Below are 21,256 nucleotides of genomic sequence, written 5' to 3'. Positions count from 1 at the left end.
ATATTTAACAATCAATAGGTTATGTTTGTTAATAAATTGGTGCTTAGCCCTTTCAGTCACATATTCATAGCATCTGTAGTTGTGCCCACCAAGCAAAGTGCATGCAAAAATGGTATGTAAGGTTGAGACTTATAAATTTACACCATGCAAATATTGCACTTAATTAAGGGGGCAATTAAGCATGGTGCAGTAAATTAATAATCTCTTCAATAACAACTAGTTATTGCCCAGTCACTACCCGCGCCAAGCTGGCGCCTTACAGCATTTTTGACATTGGGTTTATTGGTTGGTGCCGATGATGGGTTTATTTTTTGGCAGAAATTCAACCTACGTCTTAATTTTAACGGCCGTGGATTGCCTGATTTGCGCCAATGTGCGGCGCTGAGATAGGTTTTATAAAACTGCGTTGTAGCTATTAAAGTCTATTGAAGCTGAGAGAAAAACGTCACTTAATTGCATTTAGGTACAGTGGGGTCGGTGCTGGTTTCACCATTAGGCAAAATCCATAACAGTGGTTTAACGCGATTATCCAGTTTGCAGGCATCTATATAGGCAATGCTGCCAGCTGTTTCCTGCACGTAGCGGATGGCGGCTTCGTCCGAGTACAGTACATGCGGCGGCGATACGCCGTGGAAGTATAAGCCGTTCCAGTAATCACTTTGTGTGGTTGGCAAGCTGCCTAAGATGCTATTGGAGAAGTGCAGCCTAAGCGGGTTGTCTGGTGGCAGGTTAATAGGGTGAATGCGCTGGCCATGTGACCAGTAAGTTTTTTTGCGCCAATAAATGAGTTTGAGCTCGCCCACAGCAATGCTTTTGATAGGGCTGTCATTAGCGACAATCACTGCAATCACGGTTTTATCTGCGGCATAGCTAGGCGTAGGCAGGCATAGGCTGCTGGCTACTAGCAAGATTGCAATCAGTAAGCGCATTAGAACAGCACCGCAAATGAAGCTAAAAAGCCACGAGGTGACTCAGGCTGGTCGCCACTGCCGCCGGTAAATTCCAGTTTAAGTAACTGAGTAGGCTTAACGCGCCAAGTGGCGCCTAACAGCCAGCGTTGCTGATGACCTTCGTCAGGGCGCTGATAGGTTTCAACACGTGTAATGCCATACCAGTTGGTGCCGATGGGCAGGGGGATTGCCGTTTGCAGGTAGGCGCCATAGCCGCTGCTGTTGTTATGTGCATCCCAGCGTTGGAACGCCTCACCTAATATTTCAATGTCGTGGTAGTGCGTAAGAAAGTCTAGCCCAAGCATATGGTAACGAGTGCTAGTGGTGTTTTTTTCTTCAAACGACATTAAGTTAACACCGATATTGGCCTGCTGACCAAACGCAATACGTGCACCCTTGGTGTTTTTGAAGTTTAGCTCGTCACTGTTTAGATCTTGGTCTTTCAGTGTTTCTATAAATACGGAGTACTCTAGCGCGCTTGTATTCAGCGGTATTGCGCCAAAGGTCATGATGCCGTTAATTGCTGTTGGAAACAGCCTGCTGGTTGCAATGGGGCGGGAGCTTGTCCATACCAGCGGTGAGGCGTGTAGCTGGTTCCAGCGGCCAGTAGGTGTCAGGAAGCGCCCACCACGCAGGTTAATGTTGTCTGATAGGTTGTAATCTAAATAAAAACGCTCTAAATCAATATTGCTTTGTTTGCTGTGAAACTTGTTGTCATCATCCCAAGTAAGCGGCTTTTCTAACTCTAGTTCACCAAAAAACTTAAAGCGGCTTTCGTTTTCCCAAGTCAAAATCAGGCTGATTTCGTTAATGGCGGCACTGGCTTCTGATTCACGCGGCACCGTAATGCCAGCACTGGTGTAGCCGCCCAGTCTAAAGCCATCCATCACACCTTTTTGTGGTGTGGGAGGCTCCTCTGCATAGGCAACCTTGCACAGCAGCAGTAGCACGGCTACACTGCTGATACGGAATTTATTGATTAGAGGCATGGATGCTCCAGGCTTTAAAATCAGCGATAATTTTTGAAATTAAATGCATAACGCGGATTATATTCGATATCCATTGCAAAGCGTTGCGGCAGGTCAACAGGGACGCAATACTGTCATTAATCCAATACTGCATGAATCATAGGTGCTTAAGCACAGGCTAAATACTTTGAATCTATCCACCGTAAAATCAATGTCAGTTAAGAAATTGCTCTTGTTGGGTTTCTTGATGACGGCACTGCTGCCGATGCTGATAGTGACAGTGCTTACCTTTTACGAGGCGCGCACAGTATTGAGAGAAGAAATAGCGCGCGACATGCAAACACGCGCTAATGCAGCCTCGCGCCAGGTGGATAACATGATGTTTGAGCGGTTGCAGAATCTTGCCTCCTGGAGCCGCCTGGAAATCATGGATGAAGTAGTGATTGGTGACTTTGACAAGCGTTTATCTAACTTTCTCAATGAGCTTAAAGTAAGCTATCACGGGGTTTATCAGTCTATTTATGTTGTGAATAATCACAATGTGATCGTGGCTTCCAGCCAGCCCGCCGATATTGGCAAACCAGATGCCAGTGTGCCGTTATGGCTGCAAATTTCGTTTGCAAATCGTATTGTGCGTTTGTATCAGCTGCAGCAGCACAAATTGCGCATGGCCAGCGACATCCTAGATGCCAATCAACATAAAGTGGGTACTTTATGGGTGATTTTTGATTGGAGTGCGGTCACCAGCATCTTAGAAAGCACTTCCAATCAAGGCAGTGCGGCTGCGCTGATTAATCTGGATGATGCTCACCCCGGAACGCGCATTCTGGCAGAAACGCAGCACTGGAAAAAAATCCTGGCAGCCCATGATATTTCTGTCGATTCTATCTTACAGCCTACTGCTGAGCCGCCGATATTTAACTGGGTTGTGTCAATTGCACAATATCGCTCCGTGGTGATGGCACCCGTGCATCGTATGGGCTATATGTTTATTCTGCTCCTGATTATTACCGGCTTACTGGCCGCTACCTTTGCAGCGCCATTGTCGGCGCGCATTACTCGGCCGTTGGCTAGGTTGACGGATTACGCTAATCACTTTATGCGCTCTACCAATGGGGCACCGCCCAAAGTGAATGGGCCGGCAGAGGTGCGGGCATTATCCAGCGCGTTTAGCAAAATGATGGATGATTTAACCTTGTCTAAAGAAAATCTGACCCGCGCCGCCAAGCTGGCGGTGGCAGGTGAAATGGCGGCGGCGATGAGCCACGAGATTAGAACGCCGCTGGGGATATTACGCTCATCTGCCCAAGTGCTGGCGCGTGAAAAGAAACTGAGCCCAGAAGGGCAAGAGGTGGTGGCGTTTATCAATATGGAAACTGAACGTTTAAATAAATTGGTGTCTACGCTAGTGGATTCTGCGCGGCCACGTCCGCCTGAGTTTGCGGTGCACGATTTAGTGCCGATGGTAGAGCACGCGGTGGCAATGCTGCGTATGCAGGCCAATAAGAAGGATGTTAATCTAGCCGTGGTGCTGCCCAACCCTACTGCAACCGAGGCTGTGAGCAGGGTGCTGGTAGAGTGCGATGCCGAGCAGATGACACAGGTGCTGCTGAACTTGCTATTGAATGCGATTCAGGTACTGCCTGCCGGCGGTAAAGTGGTGGCGTCTATTATTGATGCAGCAGACCATGTCATCATTAGTGTGGCGGATAATGGCGCGGGTGTGACTGAGGCACAAAAGGAACAGATATTTGACCCGTTCTTTACGCAGCGGCCAGGTGGTATCGGTTTAGGTCTGGCAGTGTCTAAGCAGATAGTAACTGCTCACTTTGGAACGCTGGCCGTTGAGAAAAGCACATTAGGCAGCAGTGGTGCAGATTTTAGAATTGAACTACCAAAACGACAACTGCTGCAAGATGCGGCGCCATAAGAAAAGTGAAATGGTAAAGTGAGATTATGTCAGACAGTACCAAATATATATTAGCCGTAGATGATGAGCCCAGCATGCTGCGCCTGCTAGAGATTAGTCTGCGTCAGGCTGGCTATCAGCCACTTACTGCCAAAGATGGGCGCGAAGCGCTGGATGTGATTAATACGCAAAAGGTGGATTGCGTGGTTACAGATTTACACATGCCGCGCATGGATGGCTTGCAGCTCCTGAAAGAGGTGCGTAAAACCGACGCCGAGTTGCCTGTGATTATAGTGACAGCTCAAGGTGAGATCAGCTCGGCGATAGGCGCCATGAAAAATGGCGCTTCGGATTACATTCTGCGCCCGTTTGATTTAACCGAGCTGGAGTTGGCAATTCAGCGCGCATTGTCTTTTTCACGTTTGGTGGTTGAGAATAGATTCCTGCGTGAAGATAAAGCAGTCGGCACCGGTTTGATTGGTAATAGCCCTGCGATGCAGCACTTGGCTGAATCTATCCGTCAGGTAGCACCCGAAAAAGCAACGGTGCTGGTAGCGGGTGAAACCGGCACTGGCAAGGAGTTGGTAGCGCGTGCCATTCATGCCGCCTCTCCACGTAATAATGCATTATTTGTTGCAGTGAACTGTGCGGCGATACCGCATGAAATGCTGGAGTCCGAGCTGTTTGGACACGAAAAGGGCGCGTTTACCGGCGCAGTGAAAGAGCGTATCGGTAAGTTTGAGTTGGCCGATGGCGGTACGTTGTTTCTGGACGAAGTGACGGAAATGCCCATGCAGCTGCAGGCCAAGCTGCTACGTGCGCTGCAAGAGAATGTGATTGAGCGCTTGGGCGGCAATCGCCCAATTGCCGTGGATATTCGCGTAGTGGCGGCAACCAATCGTAACCCGCGCGATGCGATAAAAGACGGCAAGCTGCGCGAAGACTTATATTACCGCTTAAATGTGTTCCGTATTGATCTGCCCGCACTAAAAGCACGCAAGTCGGATATTGAGCTGCTGGCAACGCACTTTTTGGCTAAGCGCCGTGTAGAGATTTCAGCGCAAGCCGTGCAGGTGCTCATGCAGTATGACTGGCCAGGCAACGTGCGTGAGCTGGAAAATGTATTGGAGCGCGCGGCAATCATCAGTGGCAATCAACAAATACAGCCACAACATTTGCCGGCTGAAATGCTCAATAGCACCAGTGAGTTCATGGACACCACTGCGTCAGGCCATGATGCAGAGACCGCTGAAGCGCCACACAACCCGCTGTGTTTACCCAACGCAGTGGAACAGCTCGAGCGGCAACTGATTGCTAAAGCGCTGGCGCAGACCAATGGCAACAAAAGCAAGGCGGCAAAAGTGCTGGAAATTAGCGAGCGCTCCTTATGGTATAAGTTGAGCCAGTACGGCATCAGCTAGTGCGCTGGTTGCCAGCCTTGTACACAGTATGGATTAGCGTAAAAGTACCTTAGCCAATAAGCACTTGCGTTATAATTAACATTAAATAAAACCCATTTAGAGTAATCAACATGACACAAACAGCAAAAACAGTAGAAAGCGCTCAATTTAATATCGGTGAAGCCAGATTTAACATGATTGAGCAGCAAATTCGTACTTGGGAGGTATTAGATCCTGTCGTGTTGGCAGTGCTAGATGCAGTGCCGCGTGAAAAGTTTGTTGCAGAGTCTCAGGTGGGCTTGGCATTTGCGGATGTGGAACTGCCTATCGGTGAAGGCCAAACCATGCTGTCACCCAAGCTGGAAGGCCGCATTCTGCAAGCGCTTAATATTAAAAAGACCGATAAAGTATTGCTAATCGGTACTGGCAGCGGCTATTTAACTGCGCTGCTGGCTAAGTTGGCACAGCACGTACACGCGGTTGAAATTTACCCAGAGTTATCTAATGCTGCGCAATATCGTTTACAGGCGCAAGGTATCCATAACGCTACCCTGTACGTAGGCGATGCGGTGAGTGGCTTTGCCGCCGCCGCGCCGTATGATGTGATCGTATTTACTGGCTCATTACCACTACGCCCGATTGCTGCAGAAAGCATGTTAAATGTTGGTGGTCGTCTATTTGCAGTGGTGGGCGAATCTCCAATTATGGAAGCCACGGTGACTGAGCGTGTGAGCGAAGCTTCATTCCGCCGTGAAACGATTTTCGAAACCTGCTTGCCAGTGTTGGAAAACGTGCCACAGGCCACCAAGTTTGCTTTTTAATCGCAAGTATTGATTAAGCGCCTACATTGAATATGCTTAAAGTCTTTATCAAATGCATGGTGTTGTGGTCAGCGTTGGTGTGCTACGCCCATGCTGATGACAAAGCCTATTCATTGATAGAGGTTTATCAGCAAGCGCTGGCCAATGATCCGACGCTAGCTTCAGCCTTGAGCGCCAATCAGGCTGCGCAAGAAACCATAGAGCAAGCCAAGGCATTGTATCGCCCCACGGTTAATTTAAATGCGGGCGCTACCGCCACGCAGTCTGATCTTAAGTATTTATCCGGCGCCAGCCCATTCAGGGTGCAAGGGCGTACCAACTATGAAGGCTATAGCTATGGCGTAGAGGCGCGCCAGCCGATTTACCGTAAAGACAGCCTGGTGCAAATTGACCAAAGCAAGGTGAAAGTGAGCCAGGCAGATAAGCAGCTGAACTTAAGTAAACAAGACTTGATTCTGCGCGTGACGCAGGCCTACTTTGATGTATTGCTGGCGCAAGACAAAATAGACCTAATCATTGCGCAGAAAGCCGCCATACTCAGCCAGCTGGAGCAAGCCAAGGCTAATTTTGAGGTGGGCACTGCCACCATTACCGATGTGAACGAGGCGCAGGCGCGTTATGACTTAGTGTTTGCGCAAGAGATTGCGGCGGTGAATGAACACCAGATAGCCCAGCGCGCGGTGCAAGCCATTACTGGGCAAATGCCGCAGAGGTTGGCTAGCGTTAAGCCAGAGATGGCGGCCACCAGTTTGACGCAGGGTGTGGATAAGTGGCTAGAGGTTGCCAACCAAAATAACTTAAAACTGCAGATTCAGCAGGATGCATTGGCGCTTTCTGCGCAAGAGGTCGAGCGTTTAAACGCAGGGCATCTGCCTACATTGGATGCGGTGGCGAATTATAACGACAATTACTCCAATGGCAGCGCAAACGGTATCGGCAGTGAGCTTAAAACCGCGGTCATCGGTCTGCAGTTACAAATTCCGCTGTATCAGGGCGGGGCTGTTAGTTCTCGTGTGCGTCAGGCCGTGCTCAATCAGCAAAAAGCGCAAGACGATGTGCAAATTGCACGCCGCAGCGCAGAGCTTGAAACACAGCGCGCTTACCTTAATTTAAGCTCCAGTATTGCGCAGGTAAAAGCATACGAGCAGGCGTTGGTGTCTAGCCAAAGCCAAGTAGACTCTACCAAGCTAGGCTACGAGGTAGGTGTCCGTACTAGCGTTGATGTACTGAACGCGCAGCAGCAGCTGTTTAGTGCTAAACGTGATTTATTGCAGGCGCGTTATAGCTATTTGGTGAATATCATCCGCTTGAAAGCAACTTCAGGCGTAGTGGCTGAGGTGGATTTAGCGGATATTAACCAGCAGCTGGTGGTTGCAGGAGCGCATTGATATGAATATGCAGTATAAGGCAGACGTTGCGTTAAGCCAGCTGGTGGTGGTGGACGTGCAAACCAAGTTAGCCGCAGTCATGACAGCTGACGATATGCAGGCCGTACTTAAAAATTGCGGCATATTGCTGCAAGCTGCCAATATGCTCAATGTGGCCGCGATTATCACTGAGCAATACCCTCAAGGCTTGGGCCATACTGTGCCTGAACTATCTGCGGTCAGCCCACATATCCATGCGGTAGAGAAAGTAAGCTTCTCTTGTTTGGCCGAGCCTAAATTTAGCCGCCAATTAACGCGTGATCATGCGCAAGTGGCGCTGGCAGGGATGGAGGCGCATATTTGCGTACTACAAACCGCGCTGGATTTAATCGCCATTGGTAAACAGGTGTTTGTGGTGGAGGATGCCATCATTTCACGCAACCCGGCCAATAAAGCAAATGCCATTGCGCGTATGCGCAGCGCCGGCTGCATCATCACCAATACCGAGTCGCTAGTGTTCGAGTGGCTAGGGGTGGCGCAGGGCGATGCATTTAAGGCGATTAGTAAGCTGATTCGCTAATGCTTGAATTAAGAGCGGTGTCAGCTAGTCCCGCCTAAACGATGGGTTAGTCTGCATGCCTAGCTTTAAGTAGCCGACGAATGCCGAGTATAACCAAACCCAACACAGCAGCAAACACACAAAAAAGATGAAGCTCACCAAGTGAAACTAACTGATAAAGCACGTTAACCTCACTGAATGGTGAGAGTGGAACAATATCAGCGTGCATCACACTATCGAGCACAATGTGAGAATAGCTACCAGCCGCCGCACCCAACCAAATGGGGAATGGATTTAAGCTTTGCCATTGAAATAAGTTAGGTAGCCTTACGCGTGAAGCCAACTTTAGGGCGAAAAAGAAAATAAGCGCGGTAGCAACCATAATAACGGTAGCGCCAATGTAAGTATGAAGAAACCTATGTAGAGGGTACTGACCCTTGGCCATGTAATAAAGCGGCTCAATATCAATAAGCACATTGGCAGAGCAAAAGGCTAAAAAACTTACATGCTTAGGTGCAATAGCATGAATCGCTGCGCCAGGGCCAAAATGAAAAGGAGTGATGGGCATCTTTGTTTTATAGGGCTAACTTATTTTGCTCTGTAATATTAGCTTTTACGCTTTAATATAAGCTTGCAGTACATCTAAGGTTTTTTGTGTGGCGCCACGGTTCTGTGCGCTAAATTGAAGGCTGGCATCGCACATAGCCTGTCTTTGCTGCTCATGCGCAAATAATTGCTGTAGTTTTTGGCTAAGTTCTTCTACATTCTGCACCCGGTTGGCTGCGCCAGCCGCGATTGCCATTTTGGTAGCTTCTTCAAAGTTAAAGGTATGTGGGCCTACCAGCACGGGTTTACCCATGCTGCAGGCTTCAATCAGGTTTTGCCCGCCCAGCGGCAGCAAACTGCCGCCGATAAAGGCAACATCGCAACTAGCATAATAAGTGAACATTTCTCCCATCGAGTCGCCCAATAGGTAATGCGTGCTACTTGGTATCGCCGCATCATTAAGCGTGGAGCGGCGCTTGCAGGTATCGTTGGATTTTTTTAGTAGCTCGGCTACTGCCTCAAAGCGTTGCGGGTGCCTAGGCACAATGATCGTGAGTAAGTCAGGGATGTTGGCTTTGCTCACTGCTTCAATAATCAAGCTTTCTTCACCATCACGCGTGCTGGCAGCTAAAAATACCGGGCGCGTTGTGCCTAATTGCTGGCGTAATTGCGCCCCTAAGCTGTGTGCAGTGGCGTGCGGTGCAACGTCAAATTTGATATTGCCGGTAATGCTTACCTCGGCTGCGCCTAAATCTTGCAGGCGGTTGGCATCTGCCTTGGTTTGTGCAGCAATGGCACTTAAGTTTTGTAAACCCTCGGTGAGTACTTTGCCTAGCTTACGGTAGCCTGTGGCAGATTTCTCTGAGAGCCTAGCGTTGACCAGTAGCACAGGGATATTACGTTGTTTACAGCCTGCAATCAGGTTAAACCATAGCTCGGTTTCCATCAGTGCGCCAACTGCTGGTTTAAAGTGCTGTAAAAAGCGGGCAACGGCAAACGGTACATCGTAGGGTAAATAAACTCGCGTAACGCTATCTCCAAACAACTGCTCGCTGGTAGCGCGGCCAGTGGGTGTAGTATGTGTCAGTAAGAGTTGGTGCTGTGGATATTGATTGAGTAGCGCTTTCACTAAAGGCTCCGCAGCACGCGTTTCACCGACAGAAACGCAATGCAGCCAAATCACTGGCTTTTGCACCGATGCTTGATAAAAGCCATAACGCTCACGCCAGTGTGCTAAGTACTCGGGCTGCTTTCCGCCGCGCCAAAGCAGCTTAAGCGGCGTAAACGGCAGCAATAGATAAAGTAAGCAGGTGTATAAGTTACGCGTCATTTTGTTATTCGGTACTGGGCAGGTGCAATATAGAGTTGTTGTATTTTCGCATAAATTTTTTCATATAGTTTTTTAAGCTGCATCGCAGTAGATTTAATTTGCCGATTTGCCCTAAGCCAGCGCCAGTGCGGCCTTGAAATTTGGCAAGAGAAATTTACACTTTTGGATAAAAATATTTATCGAAAAACAGCTTGACCTACCACTACAGAATGATTAAATTACTAAAAAAACACAATATATAGTGGTTAATGCGTGGTTGTGGTGGTGTTGAAAAGTTAGTGTGTGCTTACCATCTTCAACTGCGTTGCCGTTAAATAATACAGACTTATCTCATTGTTTTATCGTTGATTTAAGTCTACCAATAAGAGGGTAAAATAATGCTAAAAGCCGTAGATGCTGCTAAGAATTCAAGTACAGATGTTGAAAAAGAAATTCCGGTTCAACCTGTTTCACTGGATATTTGGGATAAAAAATACCGTTTGAAATCTAAGCAGGGCGAAAATGTTGATCAAGACATGGATGCCTCATATCTACGCGTAGCACGTGCCTTAGCCGATGTAGAAACTACAGAAGAAAAACGTGCTGAATGGCATGAGAAATTCCTATGGGCATTGCGCCGCGGTGCTATCCCTGCTGGCCGTATTACTTCAAACGCAGGTGCGCTGGAACATAAACCAGCGACCTCTACCATTAACTGCACGGTTTCTGGCGTGATCTCAGACAGCATGGATGATATTTTAGGCAAAGTGCACGAAGCCGGCTTAACCCTAAAAGCAGGTTGTGGTATTGGTTACGAGTTCTCTACATTGCGTCCAAAAGGTGCGTTTGTAGCGGGCGCCGGTGCTTACACCAGCGGCCCATTATCTTTCATGGATATCTACGACAAAATGTGCTTCACCGTGTCTTCTGCGGGTGGCCGTCGTGGTGCGCAAATGGCAACCTTTGATATCTCACACCCAGATGTGACAGACTTCATCAAAGCAAAACGTGAAAACGGCCGTTTACGCCAATTCAACTTGTCATGCCTCATCACTAAAGAGTTCATGGAAGCGGTAAAAGCGGACGCTGAATGGAAACTGGCTTTCCCTGTGACAGAAAAAGAATCCATTATTGATGGCTTGAATGTAAACGACGAAAGCCAAGTAGTATGGCGCGAGTGGCCAATCAAGGGTAAATACCTCACTAAAACCGATGGCGTAGATGCAGGCAAAGTAGCATGCCGCGTTTACAAAACCATCAAAGCGCGCCGTTTGTGGGATGTGATTATGTCCTCAACTTACGACTTTGCTGAGCCAGGTTTCATTTTGATCGACCGCGTAAACGAAATGAACAACAACTGGTTCTGCGAAAACATCCGCGCAACCAACCCATGCGGCGAGCAACCATTGCCACCATATGGCGCTTGCTTGTTAGGTTCAGTCAACCTCACACGCTTTGTGAAAAAACCATTTACCGATGAAGCCTACTTCGACTGGAAAGAATACCGCGAAGTAGTCGCGATTTTCACACGTATGCTAGATAACGTGGTGGAAATCAACGGCTTGCCATTACAACAACAGCGCGATGAAATCATGCGTAAACGCCGTCATGGTATGGGTTACCTAGGCTTAGGCTCTAGCCTTACCATGATGAAAATGAAGTATGGTGAAGACGAGTCAATCAAGTTCACAGAAGAAGTAACACGTGTAATGGCGGAAGAGGGCTGGAGCGTAGGTGTGCAATTGGCCGAAGAAAAAGGCGCAGCACCTATCATGGATGAGAAATTTGAAGTAACAGCAGACATGCTGGCAAAACGCCCAGAAATGGCAGCAGACGGCATTAAAGTCGGCCAAAAAATCGCAGGTAAAGTATTGCTAGGTAAATACAGCCGCTACATGCAGCAGTTCCCAGAAGGCTTGCGTAACCAAATTGCAAGCAAAGGCGCACGCTTTACGCACCATAGCTCTATCGCGCCTACAGGCACTATTTCACTGTCACTAGCTAATAACGCAAGTAACGGTATTGAGCCATCATTCGCGCACCACTATGCACGTAACGTGATTCGTGAAGGTAAAAAATCAAAAGAGAAAGTCGATGTGTTCTCTTATGAGTTACTCGCTTACCGTGAATTGATTAACCCAAATGCCATGCCATTTAGCGACAAGCCAGAAGAGCAATTACCGGATTACTTCCTAGACTCTTCAACCATCATGGCAAAAGCACACGTGGATATTCAAGCCGCATCACAAAAATGGATTGATAGCTCAATTTCAAAAACCATTAACGTGCCAACAGATTATGACTTTGAAGACTTCAAAAACATCTATCTATACGCATACGACAAAGGCTTAAAAGGTTGCACAACCTTCAGATTTAACCCTGAAGCGTTCCAAGGTGTATTGGTGACAGAAAAAGACTTAGAAAGCACCACCTACAAATTTACCTTAGAAGATGGCACTGAAATTGAAGCCAAAGGTAATGATGAGATTGAGTATGATGGTGAGATTCATAGTGCAGCGAACTTATACGATGCATTAAAAGAAGGCTACTACGGAAAATTCTAATCATTAAAACGGCTGCGCTCGCGATTGTGTTGTTAAAAATCAGTTTTAAATCCTCATGTACTATTTGTACACTCCGGTTCAAAACTGATTTTCGCCTAGCGCTCGCATCGCTCGCTACGTTTTACTGATTGAATTTTAGTTTAAATAGCAATAAGCCGTCATTGACTTAAAGCTAGACAACAAGCAGTTAAGGAACGGGAAAGCCAAAAAGACCCCACAGGAGAACATACATGGCCATTAAAATTGATAAAAAAATCGTTAGCTACAACCTAGTGTCAGAAGAAGACAAAGCAAAAGCTGCCGAAGCCAAAGTAGTAGAAGCTAGCACTAACGTTGTACAACTAGGTGAGCCACTAGGCCGCCCAGAAAAGTTAGTAGGCAACACCTACAAAATCAAAACACCGGTAACCGAGCACGCGCTGTACATTACTATTAACGATATCGTGATGAACGAAGGCACAGCACAAGAACACCGCCGCCCGTTTGAAGTGTTCATCAACTCCAAAAACATGGAGCACTTTCAATGGATTGTTGCCCTAACACGCGTGATGTCAGCCGTGTTCCGTAAAGGTGGCGATGTCACCTTCTTGGTAGAGGAGCTTAAAAGCGTATTTGAACCAAGTGGCGGTTACTTCAAAAAAGGCGGTAAGTTTGTACCTAGTCTAGTGGCAGAAATCGGTGAAGTGGTAGAGCAGCACTTGCAAGAAATCGGCATGCTTAAAAAGCCAGGCCTAGATGAACACCAACAAAAATTGGTAGAAGAGAAAAAAGCGGAATATTTGGAAAAACACGCTAAATCAGGTGAGGAAGTAAACGAAGAGGGCTTCCCAAAAGGTGCGCAGCTTTGTAAAAAATGTAACACCAAAGCTAGCATTATTATGGACGGATGCTTAACTTGCTTGAATTGTGGTGAAAGTAAGTGCGGTTAAATTAAAAAAGGAGCTTAGGCTCCTTTTTTTGCGGAATTTTAGCTTTATCTACGTTCTATTAATAGACAAACCACCATCTACTAAAGAAGCTGTTCCGCTGACAAATGATGAGTCGTCAGATGCGAGGTATAGCACAGAGTTTGCAATCTCCTCAGGTTTCCCAACACGTTTTAGGGCATGCATGCCGGTTAAAAATGCTTGTGATTCAGCGGTGTTATTTTTCTCGCGATACATATCAGTATCTACAGCCCCTGGTAACACAGCATTGACTCGCACACCCTTAGCGCCATACTCAACGGCCAGTGCCTGTGTAAGCCCAATCAAGCCAGATTTACTTGCTGCATAAGCTGCAAACTCAGGAAATGCTGCGCTATATCCCACAAAAGTTGAGGTGAAGATAATTGAACCACCGCCTTGTTTCAACATTTCTGGGATTTGATATTTGGCACCTAAGAATGCACTAGTTAAATTAATGGCTAATGTGTCATTCCAGCCTTTTTCAGATACGTCAGTTGTTGGACCAATCTCTCCCAAAGTACCTGCATTATTAAAAGCAACATCTAAACGACCAAAACTTTTAACGGTAAGGGCTACTAATGACTTTGCAAACTCCTCTGACTGCACATCACCTGCAAAAGCAATCGCCTCACCTCCGTCAGCTACAATTTCAGCAACCAGTGTCGCTAACTCAGCTTCACGGCGTGCGGCAACCACTACCTTAGCGCCATGTTGTGCAAATAGTTTTGCAGTGGTACGGCCGATTCCTGAACTAGCGCCAGTCACGATGGCGACTTTTCCAGCTAGACGTTGATAAGATTTATTTGTTAATTTTGTATTTAAGTTACTCATGATAAAACTCCTTATTGAATGATTAATTTGTTTTAGCCCTAAAGCATGAATGCAGTATGAGCCTTTCATTGCCCAACAATAAGTCGTATATTGTGACAATTACTTTATACCAATAGTAGAAGATAACTTATGGAAACCTTGAGCAGTATCGAGTCATTTGTGCGTAGCGCCGAGCTTGGCAGCTTCTCAGCCGCAGCCAGAAGATTAAGCCTTACCCCAGGTGGCGTAAGTAAAAACGTTGCTAAGTTAGAGGCGGATTTAAATGTGCGCTTATTCCATCGCAGCACGCGCAGCCTCACGCTCACAGAAGCCGGTGAACAATTTTTAGCGCAAGTGAGTGGTGGTTTAGATTCTATTCAATCAGCCATTGCCAATACAAGCAATGCTGGTGGCCAACCTGCGGGCACATTAAAAGTAGGCATGGCAATGGCTTTTGGTCGTGACCATATTCTGCCTTTACTGGGCGAATTTTTAAGTTTGTACCCAGCAATCAAACCCGACTGGCGCTTTGATAATCGCCAAGTAGATTTAATTGGTGAAGGTTTTGATGTGGCCATTGGCGGCGGTATAGAGCTAGCACCAGGCGTGGTAGTACGTGAATTAGCAAAAGTACATTTAGTTTTGGTGGCTTCTCCGGCTTATTTAGCTAATAAATTCGTTCCTAAAACACCTGCCGACTTAGATAAATTTGATGCTCTTATTCGTTATTCACAAACCACTAATCGCACTACACCTTGGCATCTCAAGAGTTTAGCAGGGGAACAGGTGACTATTGAACTGCCTCCGCGAGCAACTCTCAATGACCCGGAGGCTTTGTGTAACGCTGCAATTGCAGGCTTGGGCATTGCACACGTGCCTATGCCGCATGTGTTGAAACACTTAGAAAGCGGGGCATTAGTAAGAGTGCTCCCAGATTGGTACACGGAGATTGGCGTAATTTCACTTTATTTTGCTGCAAAAAAACTGATGCCAGCAAAAACAAGAGTCTTCGTAGACTTCATAGTTGATAAGTTTCGTAGCCAACAACTTTCAGAGAAATGGTCTGCAATAACGAAAGCTGATTGATGATTTGAAAGGCTAGTCTATATTTTCAAGCTCCCAGCTTGTTCGTTCAGTATCTTTGTTAGTTAATGTTGATGAATCAAAAATTGTGGCCAACTTAAAAAATAGCATTCTTGAAATACACTGCCAAAATCAGAAGCATCTAAAGTCGCTAAAAGTTGAAGTTCAATAATTATGTTTTCTCTTCCATTACTGGCCTGGCTAGCTTTATGCGGTTTATCGAACATCCCCATCTACACCTCATTCTTTGTTGTGAGAAACTATCTCTCGTTTGGACATTCAAATAGATTGTTAAGTAAAAAAATCTAAAGGCGGCTTAAAAGTGTTTTGAGTGCTTTAATATCGCTGGCTTGTTAGGGGCGGATAGTTAGTGATGGGATTTTGATGCTTCGCCCTAAAAGAGAAGTCAAATGTCTAAAATGCATATTGCTTTACCACTTGCGATTTTACTATTTGCTGGCTGCGTGGTTACTCCCGCAGATAGAGTGGTAGTAGCACCAGCTTTGCCAGTTGTAGTGGAGTTTGGTGCTGAGCCATATTATTATCAACAAGGGTATTACTATTATTACGATAATCACTACTGGCGTTATTCACGTTCACGAGTTGGCTCTTGGGTAGAGCTACCTCGCAGCCATTACCCTAAAGAAATTAGATATAGAGGCTACCGTGATGGGCGAGATTCGGACAGAGATGGACACAGAGATCATGACCGTGACGACCACGACCGAGGACGTTAATGTTGTTGCTTTTTCTATACCGCGTCTGAGTAAGAGGGACTACGTTAAATGAGATCTTATAGGCCGAAGCTATGAAGCTTCGGCCTTCTTGTTATTAAATGATTCAAGAAGCTTGCCCACCCTACTTAATCTACTGGCACAAGGTGTACGTTATTAAAGCAATTCTTCCACGTGTTTTTTGATATTGGCAGCCATTTTTTTGGTGGGCAAGTCGTTATCATCGCCACCAAATGGGTCTTCAATTTCTTCGGCAATCAGTTCTAAACTGGCTAGCACGTAGAAAATAAACACCACGACTGGAATCACGTAGTAACCCAAGTTAAAGACATAGCCAAACGGTAGTGTCATTACATAAAAGAAAATGAATTTCTTAATAAACGCGCTGTAAGAGTAGGGGATGGGTGTGTTTTTAATGCGTTCGCAAGCGCCGCAAATCTCGGTAAATGATTGTAGCTCGGTGTTAATAATATAAAACTGATCACCTGTCATTTTGCCTGTTGTATATAACTCATTGGCTTTTTGAAACAGAATTTTAGCCACTTGGTTTGGGGTGTGTTTGTGGTGGTCTATAGCTAAATTTAAGCCTTCAAACAACATTTGGCTGACTTCTTCATTGGATAAGTGTTTAGAAAGCACCGAAGCATAAGTCGGGATGGCTTTTCTAAAGAAATTGCGGTCGCTCTCGTCGGATAAATAAGCGGAAAGTTTAAGCGCTAGGTTGCGGCTGTTGTTGACCAAAGCGCCCCATAGTTTTCTACCTTCCCACCAGCGCTCATAGGCGGTGTTGGTTCTGTACGCCAATAATAATGACAATACAAAACCGACTGTGGTGTGCATTAACGGGATATTCTTCACATGACTTTTTTCGGAAAGTTGCCAAAACTCTAACTCCAAGTAAGCAATGCCACCAGCGTATAACCCAATGAAGATCATCATGGGAATGAGCTGCCGAAAGGTATCCGATTCATGGAAGCGGAAGATAAAGGTAATCCAGTCTTTTGGGTTATATTGAATCATTGTGTTTGCTAAAGGCTACCTGTTAAAAGCTTGAAGCGAGTATAGCATGACAGCAATATTGGGCTGGAAAGGTGGGGCCGCAGTGGTATTCACTGCGGATGATAGGTGCTAAGCCCTAAGTAGGATGAGTAAATCCTTAGCCACGCGTAACAATCTAAATCTTCACCATTCCTTAGCGCGAAATAGTGTGATTTTGTACGCTACTACCAAATAAAACTAACCCAAGTGGCGAGGTAGTCAATATCACCGCCACCGGCTTTGTCCACCTGCGTACCTGTGTACATATGCACATAGGATGCGGTAGCGACCATATGCCGGTTAACTTTCCACTGTGCTGCGGCTTCTAACGCTGTGCCTACATATTTAGATGCATCGGTAGCAGGTAACAGCACACGCCCTGTCGTTGCGTAAATTGCATCTTGCTTGTTATGTTTCCAGATAAAGTCACTGCCAAATGTGATGGTAAGGTCTTCTCTGGGCTGCATCTGTAGTGAGGCATGAATGTCGGCCAGATTGGCTGGGCGAAAAAACGCGGCATCATTGAAATAATTAGCTTTAAAAAATAAAGGGTTAAAGGTTTCTAATTTGCCGTCTTTTTTATTGCTGTCGCCGCTTGCGATATCCGCTTTGATGCCCAAGCGTGGATGCCAGGCAAGGTCTTTAAAGGTGTAACCGGTATCGCTGGCAAAGGTCCAGGCGCTAATCTCTTCGTCACCAACTTCGCCCAGTTGTGCCACGGCTTCCCAGTCGTAATCCCATTGGTCATTCTTGCCAAACCAGCGTAGGCCTAAGGTATGCCGATTCTCAACACCCTTGGCACCCACGTAAGCCGCTTCTTCATTGCGGTAGTTCAAGTAATAAGCATCTACACTGGCGCCAGATGATGCACCTAACGGAGTGCTGCCATAAATGCCACTAAAGGACTGTGCCTGATTTGGCCTATCGGCCTCGTATCTGTCTTCTTTTACCGGGCGCGATACAAACGCATACAGCTTCTTATTGCCTTCGTTAGAATGAACAAACTGTAAGCCATCAAATTTCAGTTGGGTATTCGGCCCTGCGCGCGTGGCAATCAATCTTCCAGACCCGTAACTCATGGAGAATCTACCTGCGCGGATGGTTTGCCTATTACCATTTGGGCTTGGGTCGCCAAAGGTATAGTCCACAAAGGCTTGCTGTAGATCGAGCGGGTTTTGATTCACGTCTAACTTATTCTCTCCGCCAAACTGTATGCTGGATATTCCTTGTACAAAGAACCGCAGGCGTTCATTTGCATGCACGTCCGCATGCAGCATGATTCTTTGCAGGCCATAATGGTCACTATCTGCACCCTTTATGCCAAAGGCTTGATTGTGAGACTGCTCATAACGCTCCCTGATTTCGCCGCCGAAAGAGAGGTAGCTTTCAGTATTTTCAGGGTCTAGTGGAATGTATTTGTACGCATCAAATGGATCAGTACGTTTTGCAGGGTCAGCCAAATAGGAATAGCGCTCCGTGTAGCGCAGGATTGTATAAGGTGGTGGCTTAGCATTTGGCGCCCCAAATGGCACATCTTCTGCAAGGATAGATTCATGAGGATGAACGAATTGTGTTTCAGATTTTTGGCTATCAGGAAGTATGTAATCTGCGGCCAAGGCTGGGAAAGTGATAGCACCGGCCATCATTGCTGCCGTTAAGCTAATGGGTACCACGCCAGACGTTTTGATTTGTTTTTTCATGATTTATAAACTCTAAGATGCTGGTTTAATGGCGAGTTAATTTTGTGTAATATCAAGCGGGTCAGAAGGGGAATTCCCCTTCTGACTAATGACGAATTCTATTTATTACCGCTTTGCGCATTAAATGAAGTGATGAGGTTACGATAATCAGGGATATGGTTAGATAACAAAGTCGCCAAACCCTCCACATCATTACGCCAGTCACGATGTAACTCACAAGCCACCCCAAACCAAGTCATGAACTGCGCACCAGCCGCTGCCATCCGCTGCCATGCCGCATCACGCGTCATTTCATTAAACGTACCTGAAGCATCCGCCACCACAAACACCTCAAAACCTTCTTCAATTGCAGCTAATGCCGGGAATGCTACGCATACCTCAGTCACCACACCAGCAATAATCAATTGCTTCTTACCGGTCGCCTTAATTGCTTTCACAAAGTCTTCGTTATCCCACGCATTGATTTGGCCTGGACGTGGAATGAATGGTGCATCTGGGAACATCTCTTTCAACTCTGGCATCAATGGACCGTTCGGGCCATTCTCAAAGCTGGTAGTTAAGATCGTTGGCAACTTAAAGTATTTGGCTGCATCTGCTAGTGCCAACACATTATTCTTGAAACGATCTGGCTCGATATCACGCACTAAAGATAACAGGCCTGCTTGGTGATCTACTAATAAAACTACTGCGTTATCGCGGTCTAGACGTACATATGGTTTGTTCATTTTATTTCCCTTTTTTAATAATGTTTTAGTGTTGTAATTTGTTTGTTGCTGGAACGGTTCCCACTATACGGAGATGATTAATTGCACACTAGATGGTTAAATGATAAATTACTTTTCATTTAAATGAACAATTGCCAAGGGTAACTAGGTTGGTATCAATTGTGATTTGAATTTGTGTCGGTTAGCTTGGAGCTAGAAGCAGGCAACAATTTGTTAAACAATTCTTTAGTAATGCTAATATGTTAGTAACATCTCAAATAAAATTTGAGTCTAGCCTCAGGTGGAAGATTGTCAGCACCAAAGGGCTTCTTACACGCCGTTGCTGCTAATACCATTGCATATATAAGCCATTGATAACAGATGAAATTTATGAGTACTAATCAGAGATGGAATCTTAAGTGCCTCGTAGCCGCTGTGATCACTGCGCTAGTTGTATTCCTTTTTCTAAATCATTTTCTTAATCTGCAAAAGCAAAAGCTGAAAGCAGATGAAACGCTGAAGTCGTCTATTTATGGAAACCTGCTTTGGACCGAAGTAGACCGTGAATTAAATTCAATTTTGTTCATTTCCAACGGTATGGCTAGTTTTATCTCAGCATATAGGGATGACCTGCGCCCGGAGAAAATTAAATTCATACTTAAAGATTTATGGCAGCGCTCCAAGCACGTCCGTAATTTAGGTGTGGCCGTGGGTTATAAATTAACTTACGTTTATCCGGAGGCTAATAATTCAAAAATCATTGGTAAGGATTTTAGAGATATTCCCCAGCAATGGCCCAAGGTAAAGCAAGCGGTTGAAACACGCCAAGGTGTGTTTGATGGGCCTGTCGACTTGATACAAGGCGGCAAGGGCTTTGTTTATCGCTACCCGATATACTTAGATGATGAGTATTGGGGAATCATGTCTACGGTAATTAATACCGATGAATTTTTGGATGCAGCATTTAAAAATACCCCTAAAAACCATCAATTCGCTATCAGGACAAGCGATAGTAAAAAAGTCTTTTATGGCGATCCAGCATTGTTTGCAGATAAAAACACTTATAAGCAGACTAGTATCGTGCCCAATGGTAAATGGGAGTGGGCGATTAAAAACCATACCAACACATTTACCAATCAATTGTTTGTTTACCAGATTATTGGGTTTTTATTCAGCTTGTTATGTGGTGCAATGGTTTATCGCATGATCCACGCAATGCGCAGGCTCTCCGAGCAGGCAATGCTGGATAGCCTGACTCATCTGCCGAACCGCAGGCTGCTCCAAGATCGTATGGATGTTGCCTATCAGTCCTGTAACCGCTTACACAAGATGATGGCGATACTCATTATCGATATCGATTATTTCAAAAAAATTAACGATACTTATGGCCATGATTTTGGCGATGAGGTCATTAAAACCGTGGCGAATGGCATCAAAGCCACACTGCGCGACACCGATACCGTGAGCCGCGTTGGCGGCGATGAATTTATTGTGCTGCTGAAGGAATTTAAAGTGTTAGAGAATGTGCATGCTATCGCACATAAGCTAACAGAGGTGTTTGCCAGCCCTTGGTTAGTGTTGGATAAAGAGATTACGATACATTTAAGTATTGGAATCTCGGTTTTCAACCCAGACGACCCCGTTAGCATTAAAGCGCTGTTGAAAGAAGCGGATATCGCTTTATATGATTCAAAAGCCCAAGGTCGGAACAGATTTAATTTTTATAAAAAAGAAACCATCATTTAAGCGCAGTAAGTGCGCAATTCTGGTGGTGCCTGAAATTTAACAGTTTAAATCTACAAGTTCAAAAGAGAACTCGCGCTGTCCAATAAACCCTTAGTAACTAC

Annotated in this window: 18 protein-coding genes; 10 read left to right on the top strand and 8 right to left on the bottom strand. The window is 45.9% G+C overall.

What is annotated here, in order from left to right; all coding sequences use genetic code 11:
* Positions 1 to 449: 449 nt before the first annotated feature.
* Together ACSSU7_RS09215 and ACSSU7_RS09210 are read right to left on the bottom strand one after the other, a co-directional pair.
* The gene (locus ACSSU7_RS09215; protein WP_492516202.1) at positions 450 to 929 is read right to left on the bottom strand and encodes a hypothetical protein; all 480 of its coding nucleotides are present in this window, start codon (positions 927 to 929) and stop codon (positions 450 to 452) included.
* Positions 929 to 1,939, bottom strand: coding sequence for a hypothetical protein (locus ACSSU7_RS09210; RefSeq protein ID WP_492516201.1), 1,011 nt, complete (start codon positions 1,937 to 1,939; stop codon positions 929 to 931). Before ACSSU7_RS09210 ends, ACSSU7_RS09215 begins: the two co-directional genes overlap by 1 nt.
* A 190-nt stretch (positions 1,940 to 2,129) precedes the next feature.
* Between ACSSU7_RS09210 and ACSSU7_RS09205 the strand changes: the two genes are divergently transcribed.
* The 5 genes from ACSSU7_RS09205 (at position 2,130) to ACSSU7_RS09185 (ending at position 7,995) form a co-directional block, all read left to right on the top strand.
* A complete protein-coding gene (locus ACSSU7_RS09205) occupies positions 2,130 to 3,848 on the top strand; it encodes an ATP-binding protein (RefSeq protein ID WP_492516200.1) in 1,719 nt (572 codons plus the stop codon).
* 26 nt (positions 3,849 to 3,874) lie between these two features.
* A complete protein-coding gene (locus tag ACSSU7_RS09200) occupies positions 3,875 to 5,248 on the top strand; it encodes a sigma-54-dependent transcriptional regulator (RefSeq protein ID WP_492516199.1) in 1,374 nt (457 codons plus the stop codon).
* A 110-nt stretch (positions 5,249 to 5,358) separates the two neighbouring features.
* On the top strand, positions 5,359 to 6,048 hold the full coding sequence (locus tag ACSSU7_RS09195; protein ID WP_492516198.1) for a protein-L-isoaspartate O-methyltransferase family protein: 690 nt from the start codon (positions 5,359 to 5,361) through the stop codon (positions 6,046 to 6,048).
* Between the two features lie 32 nt (positions 6,049 to 6,080).
* Positions 6,081 to 7,436 (top strand): TolC family outer membrane protein, encoded by a 1,356-nt coding sequence (locus ACSSU7_RS09190; RefSeq protein WP_492516197.1) that lies wholly within the window; start codon positions 6,081 to 6,083, stop codon positions 7,434 to 7,436.
* 1 nt (position 7,437) lies between these two features.
* Entirely contained in the window at positions 7,438 to 7,995 is a 558-nt protein-coding gene (locus tag ACSSU7_RS09185) for an isochorismatase family protein (protein WP_492516196.1), read from the top strand.
* A gap of 46 nt (positions 7,996 to 8,041) precedes the next feature.
* On the opposite strand, the gene ACSSU7_RS09180 is transcribed toward ACSSU7_RS09185, so the two are convergent.
* Positions 8,042 to 8,542: a hypothetical protein gene (locus ACSSU7_RS09180; protein ID WP_492516195.1), complete on the bottom strand. Its 501-nt coding sequence runs from the start codon at positions 8,540 to 8,542 to the stop codon at positions 8,042 to 8,044.
* Positions 8,543 to 8,587: 45 nt separating this feature from the next.
* Positions 8,588 to 9,850 (bottom strand): lipid IV(A) 3-deoxy-D-manno-octulosonic acid transferase, encoded by a 1,263-nt coding sequence (gene waaA / locus ACSSU7_RS09175; protein ID WP_492516194.1) that lies wholly within the window; start codon positions 9,848 to 9,850, stop codon positions 8,588 to 8,590.
* Between the two features lie 377 nt (positions 9,851 to 10,227).
* On the opposite strand from waaA, the gene ACSSU7_RS09170 reads away from it, so the two are divergent.
* Both ACSSU7_RS09170 and ACSSU7_RS09165 read left to right on the top strand, forming a co-directional pair.
* Positions 10,228 to 12,393, top strand: coding sequence for an adenosylcobalamin-dependent ribonucleoside-diphosphate reductase (locus tag ACSSU7_RS09170; protein WP_492516193.1), 2,166 nt, complete (start codon positions 10,228 to 10,230; stop codon positions 12,391 to 12,393).
* Between the two features lie 230 nt (positions 12,394 to 12,623).
* Positions 12,624 to 13,322, top strand: coding sequence for a TSCPD domain-containing protein (locus ACSSU7_RS09165; protein WP_492516192.1), 699 nt, complete (start codon positions 12,624 to 12,626; stop codon positions 13,320 to 13,322).
* 48 nt (positions 13,323 to 13,370) lie between these two features.
* Here ACSSU7_RS09165 and ACSSU7_RS09160 read toward each other — a convergent pair whose 3' ends face one another.
* Positions 13,371 to 14,171: an SDR family oxidoreductase gene (locus tag ACSSU7_RS09160; RefSeq protein WP_492516191.1), complete on the bottom strand. Its 801-nt coding sequence runs from the start codon at positions 14,169 to 14,171 to the stop codon at positions 13,371 to 13,373.
* 129 nt (positions 14,172 to 14,300) lie between these two features.
* Between ACSSU7_RS09160 and ACSSU7_RS09155 the strand changes: the two genes are divergently transcribed.
* Together ACSSU7_RS09155 and ACSSU7_RS09150 are read left to right on the top strand one after the other, a co-directional pair.
* Positions 14,301 to 15,236 carry a LysR family transcriptional regulator gene (locus ACSSU7_RS09155; RefSeq protein ID WP_492516190.1) on the top strand — a complete coding sequence of 312 codons (936 nt, stop codon included), beginning with the start codon at positions 14,301 to 14,303 and terminating at the stop codon, positions 15,234 to 15,236.
* Positions 15,237 to 15,643: 407 nt separating this feature from the next.
* Positions 15,644 to 15,970 carry a hypothetical protein gene (locus ACSSU7_RS09150; protein WP_492516189.1) on the top strand — a complete coding sequence of 109 codons (327 nt, stop codon included), beginning with the start codon at positions 15,644 to 15,646 and terminating at the stop codon, positions 15,968 to 15,970.
* Positions 15,971 to 16,123: 153 nt separating this feature from the next.
* Here the strand turns inward: ACSSU7_RS09150 and ACSSU7_RS09145 are convergent, their stop codons facing one another.
* The 3 genes from ACSSU7_RS09145 to ycaC form a co-directional block, all read right to left on the bottom strand.
* Complete coding sequence (locus tag ACSSU7_RS09145; protein WP_492516188.1) at positions 16,124 to 16,987, bottom strand: bestrophin family protein; 864 nt, start codon at positions 16,985 to 16,987, stop codon at positions 16,124 to 16,126.
* Between the two features lie 203 nt (positions 16,988 to 17,190).
* Entirely contained in the window at positions 17,191 to 18,705 is a 1,515-nt protein-coding gene (locus ACSSU7_RS09140) for an alginate export family protein (protein WP_492516187.1), read from the bottom strand.
* 98 nt (positions 18,706 to 18,803) lie between these two features.
* Entirely contained in the window at positions 18,804 to 19,430 is a 627-nt protein-coding gene (ycaC, locus tag ACSSU7_RS09135; RefSeq protein ID WP_492516186.1) for an isochorismate family cysteine hydrolase YcaC, read from the bottom strand.
* 369 nt (positions 19,431 to 19,799) lie between these two features.
* On the opposite strand from ycaC, the gene ACSSU7_RS09130 reads away from it, so the two are divergent.
* Complete coding sequence (locus ACSSU7_RS09130; RefSeq protein WP_492516185.1) at positions 19,800 to 21,155, top strand: diguanylate cyclase domain-containing protein; 1,356 nt, start codon at positions 19,800 to 19,802, stop codon at positions 21,153 to 21,155.
* The last annotated feature ends 101 nt before the right edge of the window (positions 21,156 to 21,256 follow it).

The organism is Methylotenera sp. E1MeOHC1 (assembly GCF_058745595.1).
This window is presented reverse-complemented; position numbering and strand designations above follow the sequence as displayed.

Coding starts and splice junctions, on each gene's coding strand:
- ACSSU7_RS09155 (WP_492516190.1), top strand. CDS start 14,301: ATGGAAACCTTGAGCAGTATCGAGTCATTTGTGCGTAGCGCCGAGCTT.
- ACSSU7_RS09210 (WP_492516201.1), bottom strand. CDS start 1,939: ATGCCTCTAATCAATAAATTCCGTATCAGCAGTGTAGCCGTGCTACTG.
- ACSSU7_RS09180 (WP_492516195.1), bottom strand. CDS start 8,542: ATGCCCATCACTCCTTTTCATTTTGGCCCTGGCGCAGCGATTCATGCT.
- ACSSU7_RS09205 (WP_492516200.1), top strand. CDS start 2,130: ATGTCAGTTAAGAAATTGCTCTTGTTGGGTTTCTTGATGACGGCACTG.
- ACSSU7_RS09160 (WP_492516191.1), bottom strand. CDS start 14,171: ATGAGTAACTTAAATACAAAATTAACAAATAAATCTTATCAACGTCTA.
- ACSSU7_RS09170 (WP_492516193.1), top strand. CDS start 10,228: ATGCTAAAAGCCGTAGATGCTGCTAAGAATTCAAGTACAGATGTTGAA.
- ACSSU7_RS09190 (WP_492516197.1), top strand. CDS start 6,081: ATGCTTAAAGTCTTTATCAAATGCATGGTGTTGTGGTCAGCGTTGGTG.
- ACSSU7_RS09215 (WP_492516202.1), bottom strand. CDS start 929: ATGCGCTTACTGATTGCAATCTTGCTAGTAGCCAGCAGCCTATGCCTG.
- ycaC (WP_492516186.1), bottom strand. CDS start 19,430: ATGAACAAACCATATGTACGTCTAGACCGCGATAACGCAGTAGTTTTA.
- ACSSU7_RS09185 (WP_492516196.1), top strand. CDS start 7,438: ATGAATATGCAGTATAAGGCAGACGTTGCGTTAAGCCAGCTGGTGGTG.
- ACSSU7_RS09150 (WP_492516189.1), top strand. CDS start 15,644: ATGTCTAAAATGCATATTGCTTTACCACTTGCGATTTTACTATTTGCT.
- ACSSU7_RS09130 (WP_492516185.1), top strand. CDS start 19,800: ATGAGTACTAATCAGAGATGGAATCTTAAGTGCCTCGTAGCCGCTGTG.
- ACSSU7_RS09195 (WP_492516198.1), top strand. CDS start 5,359: ATGACACAAACAGCAAAAACAGTAGAAAGCGCTCAATTTAATATCGGT.
- ACSSU7_RS09165 (WP_492516192.1), top strand. CDS start 12,624: ATGGCCATTAAAATTGATAAAAAAATCGTTAGCTACAACCTAGTGTCA.
- ACSSU7_RS09200 (WP_492516199.1), top strand. CDS start 3,875: ATGTCAGACAGTACCAAATATATATTAGCCGTAGATGATGAGCCCAGC.
- waaA (WP_492516194.1), bottom strand. CDS start 9,850: ATGACGCGTAACTTATACACCTGCTTACTTTATCTATTGCTGCCGTTT.
- ACSSU7_RS09145 (WP_492516188.1), bottom strand. CDS start 16,987: ATGATTCAATATAACCCAAAAGACTGGATTACCTTTATCTTCCGCTTC.
- ACSSU7_RS09140 (WP_492516187.1), bottom strand. CDS start 18,705: ATGAAAAAACAAATCAAAACGTCTGGCGTGGTACCCATTAGCTTAACG.